Origin of the sequence: Mesorhizobium sp. M7A.F.Ca.ET.027.03.2.1, from assembly GCF_003999175.1 — a bacterium.
In the GTDB taxonomy this organism is placed as follows: Bacteria; Pseudomonadota; Alphaproteobacteria; order Rhizobiales; family Rhizobiaceae; genus Mesorhizobium.
Genome location: NZ_RZOM01000717.1, coordinates 1 through 3,240 on the forward strand (window position 1 = coordinate 1; position 3,240 = coordinate 3,240).

3 protein-coding genes are annotated in these 3,240 nt (G+C 62.1%); all 3 read left to right on the top strand.

Going from position 1 to position 3,240, the window contains the following annotated elements:
• The coding region (locus tag EN750_RS25535; RefSeq protein ID WP_281062324.1) for a proton-conducting transporter membrane subunit at window positions 1-949 on the top strand (949 nt) is incomplete at its 5' end.
• Window positions 949-2,454 carry an NADH-quinone oxidoreductase subunit M gene (locus EN750_RS25540; RefSeq protein WP_127320599.1) on the top strand — a complete coding sequence of 502 codons (1,506 nt, stop codon included), beginning with the start codon at window positions 949-951 and terminating at the stop codon, window positions 2,452-2,454. The genes EN750_RS25535 and EN750_RS25540, both read left to right, overlap by 1 nt.
• Window positions 2,455-2,472: 18 nt before the next feature.
• The coding region (locus tag EN750_RS25545) for an NADH-quinone oxidoreductase subunit N (RefSeq protein ID WP_145967907.1) at window positions 2,473-3,240 on the top strand (768 nt) is incomplete at its 3' end.

The following is a 3,240-nucleotide window of genomic DNA, read 5'->3' on the forward strand; positions in this document are numbered from 1 at the left end:
CGCCTATGGCGCGGCGATCTTCCACCTGTTCACGCATGCCTTCTTCAAGGCGCTGCTGTTCCTCGGCTCGGGCTCGGTCATCCATGCCGTGTCCGACGAGCAGGATATGCGCAAGATGGGCGGCCTCAGGAAACTGATCCCGACCACCTACTGGATGATGGTGATCGGCACGCTGGCGCTGACCGGCGTCGGCATTCCGGTGACGGTCATCGGCACCGCCGGCTTCTTCTCCAAGGACGCCATCATCGAGAGCGCCTTTGCCGGCCACAATTCGGTTGCCGGCATGGCCTTCGTGCTTTTGGTCATCGCCGCCTGCTTCACCTCCTTCTACTCCTGGCGGCTGATCTTCATGACCTTCCACGGCAAGCCGCGGGCGAGCCATGAGGTGATGCACCATGTCCATGAATCGCCGCCGGTGATGCTGGTGCCGTTGTTCATCCTGGCCGCGGGCGCGCTGTTTGCCGGCGTCATCTTCCACGGCGCCTTCATCGGCGAGGGCTATGCCGAGTTCTGGAAGGCATCGCTGTTCACACTGCCTGACAATCACATCCTGCACGACATCCACGAATTGCCGCTGTGGGTCGAACTGTCGCCCTTCATCGCCATGCTGAGCGGCTTCGCGCTGGCCTGGAAATTCTACATCCGCTCGCCGGAAATGCCGGTCAACCTGGCCGCGCAGCATCGCGGGCTCTACGCCTTCCTGCTCAACAAGTGGTATTTCGACGAGCTCTACGACTTCCTGTTCGTGCGTCCGGCCAAGCGCCTCGGCCATTTCCTGTGGAAGACCGGCGACGGCACCATCATCGACGGCCTCGGCCCGGATGGCATTTCGGCGCGCGTCGTCGATGTCACCGACCGCATCGTCAAGCTGCAGACCGGCTATCTCTACCACTACGCCTTCGCCATGCTGATCGGCGTTGCCGCACTCGTCACCTGGATGATGCTCTGATGACCGCCTGGCCAATCCTCTCGCTGGTCACCTTCCTGCCGCTGGTTGGTGTGCTGCTTATCCTGTTCATCAATGACGACAGCGAAAATGCACGCCGCAACATCCGCGCCATCGCGCTGTTGACGACGATTTTCACGTTCATCATCTCGCTGTTCATCTGGACCGGATTCGACAATTCGCAGTCCGGCTTCCAGTTCGTCGAGAAGGTCGCCTGGCTCGACTCCGGCATTTCCTACCATATGGGCGTCGACGGCATCTCGATGCTGTTCGTCATCTTGACGACGTTCCTGATGCCGCTCTGCATCCTGGCGTCGTGGGAATCGATCGAGAAGCGCGTGAAGGCCTACATGATCGCCTTCCTGCTGCTCGAAACGCTGATGATCGGCGTGTTCTGCGCGCTGGACATCGTGCTGTTCTACGTCTTCTTCGAAGCCGGCCTGATCCCGATGTTCATCATCATCGGCGTCTGGGGCGGCAAGCGGCGCGTCTACGCCTCGTTCAAGTTCTTCCTCTACACGCTCGCCGGCTCGGTGCTGATGCTGCTCGCCATCATGGCGATGTTCTTCCAGTCCGGCACAACCGACATCCCGACGCTGCTGACCCACAACTTCCCGGCCAACATGCAGACATGGCTATGGCTTGCTTTCTTCGCCTCCTTCGCGGTGAAGATGCCGATGTGGCCGGTGCACACCTGGCTGCCCGACGCGCACGTCGAGGCGCCGACGGCGGGCTCCGTCATCCTGGCCGGCATCCTGTTGAAGATGGGCGGGTACGGTTTCCTGCGCTTCTCCTTGCCGATGTTCCCGCTGGCGTCGGAAATGTTCGCGCCGCTGGTCTTCGCGCTGTCCGTCGTCGCCATCATCTACACCTCGCTGGTGGCGCTGATGCAGGAGGACATGAAGAAGCTGATCGCCTATTCGTCGGTTGCTCATATGGGCTTCGTCACCATGGGCATCTTCGCCATGAACCAGGAAGGCGTGCAGGGCGCGATCTTCCAGATGCTCAGCCACGGCCTCGTCTCCGGCGCGCTGTTCCTGTGCGTCGGCGTCATCTACGACCGCATGCACACACGTGAGATCGCGGCCTATGGCGGCCTGGTCAACAACATGCCGAAATACGCCACGGTGTTCCTGATCTTCACCATGGCCAATGTCGGCCTGCCCGGTACCAGCGGCTTCGTCGGCGAGTTCCTGACCATGCTCGGCGTGTTCCGGGTCAACACCTGGGTGGCGTTCTTCGCCGCCACCGGCGTCATCCTGTCGGCCGCCTACGCGCTCTGGCTCTACCGCCGGGTGATCTTCGGTGCGCTGACCAAGGACAGCCTGAAGGGCCTGCTCGACCTGTCGCTGCGCGAGAAGGTGATCATCTACCCGCTGGTCGTTCTGGTCATCTTCTTCGGCGTCTATCCCGCCCCGGTCTTCGACGCGACGGCCGAATCGGTCAAGTCGCTCGTCACCAATGTCACTGCATCCATCGGCGCCGCGCAGACCGCGGCGGCGAACTGACCAGAGGTTTTGCGAACCATGACGCCGGACCTTCTCTCCAGCCTGTCGCTCTCGACGCCAGAGCTGATCCTTGCCGTCGGCGCGCTGGCGCTGCTGATGGTCGGAGCCTATTCGCGCGCCAACACGGCCAACACGGTAACCGGCCTTGCGGTGGCCGTGCTGGCGATCGCAGGCGCCTGGCTGATCTTCCGGACCGGGCAGGGCAGCGCTTACGGCAATGCCTTCATCCAGGATTCCTTCGCCCGCTTCATGAAGGTGCTGGCGCTGGTCGGCTCGGCGGTGACGCTGGTGATGTCGATGCGCTTTGCCAAGGCTGAACGCTTCGACAAGTTCGAATATCCGGTGCTGATCCTGCTGTGCACGCTCGGCATGATGCTGATGATCTCCGCCAATGGCATGATCGGCCTCTATCTCGGCCTCGAACTGCAATCGCTGGCGATCTACGTGCTGTGCGCGATCAACCGCGACAATCTGCGTTCGACTGAGGCTGGCCTCAAATATTTCGTCCTCGGCGCGCTGTCCTCGGGCATGCTGCTCTATGGCATCAGCCTGGTCTACGGCTACACCGGCAACACCGGCTTCCAGGAGATCGCTTCTGCGCTCGGCAGCGGCGAGCGCCAGCTTGGCCTCGTTTTCGGCCTCGTCTTCGTGCTGGCCGGTCTGGCCTTCAAAATCTCGGCGGTGCCGTTCCACATGTGGACGCCAGATGTCTATGAGGGCGCGCCGACACCGGTGACGGCCTTTTTGGCGGCAGCACCCAAGATGGCGGCGATGGCGCTTATGGTG

What these genes read in the sequence shown, in the direction of transcription:
- EN750_RS25540 (WP_127320599.1), top strand. Translation starts at nt 949, where the DNA reads ATGACCGCCTGGCCAATCCTCTCGCTGGTCACCTTCCTGCCGCTGGTT.